The 270-nt window shown below is 32.6% G+C and carries 1 protein-coding gene and 1 pseudogene; both read left to right on the forward strand.

The window, feature by feature from the left end; translation table 11 throughout:
* Positions 1–115 (forward strand): sigma factor-like helix-turn-helix DNA-binding protein (locus KVT11_RS19950; RefSeq protein ID WP_302693882.1); only part of this gene is annotated, 115 nt, incomplete at its 5' end.
* Positions 105–270: pseudogene (locus KVT11_RS19955) on the forward strand (SH3 domain-containing protein); the annotation flags it as partial. The gene KVT11_RS19950 and the pseudogene KVT11_RS19955, both read left to right, overlap by 11 nt.

The following is a 270-nucleotide window of genomic DNA, read 5'->3' on the forward strand; positions in this document are numbered from 1 at the left end:
TGAAGAAATGGCTGAAACACTAGGAGTATCCATTGGAACTGTAAAATCTAGATTAAGTAGAGCAAGAAGTAAGGTTTCAAAATTAATAGGGGAGGGTAGTAGTGATGAACAATAAACAAAATCCTGACTGGTATAGAAGATTAAAAAAAGGCCCAATGGAACACCGTAAAAACGAAGAAGAATATATTTATAAAATAAAGCAATCTATATATGAAAGTAATGAGGGAGGCTCTCTAAAACAAACAAGAAGATTTCGTAAAAAAGCATTGC

Source organism: Bacillus sp. GbtcB10, assembly GCF_019091365.1.
Taxonomy (GTDB): Bacteria; Bacillota; Bacilli; order Bacillales; family Bacillaceae; genus Bacillus; species Bacillus altitudinis.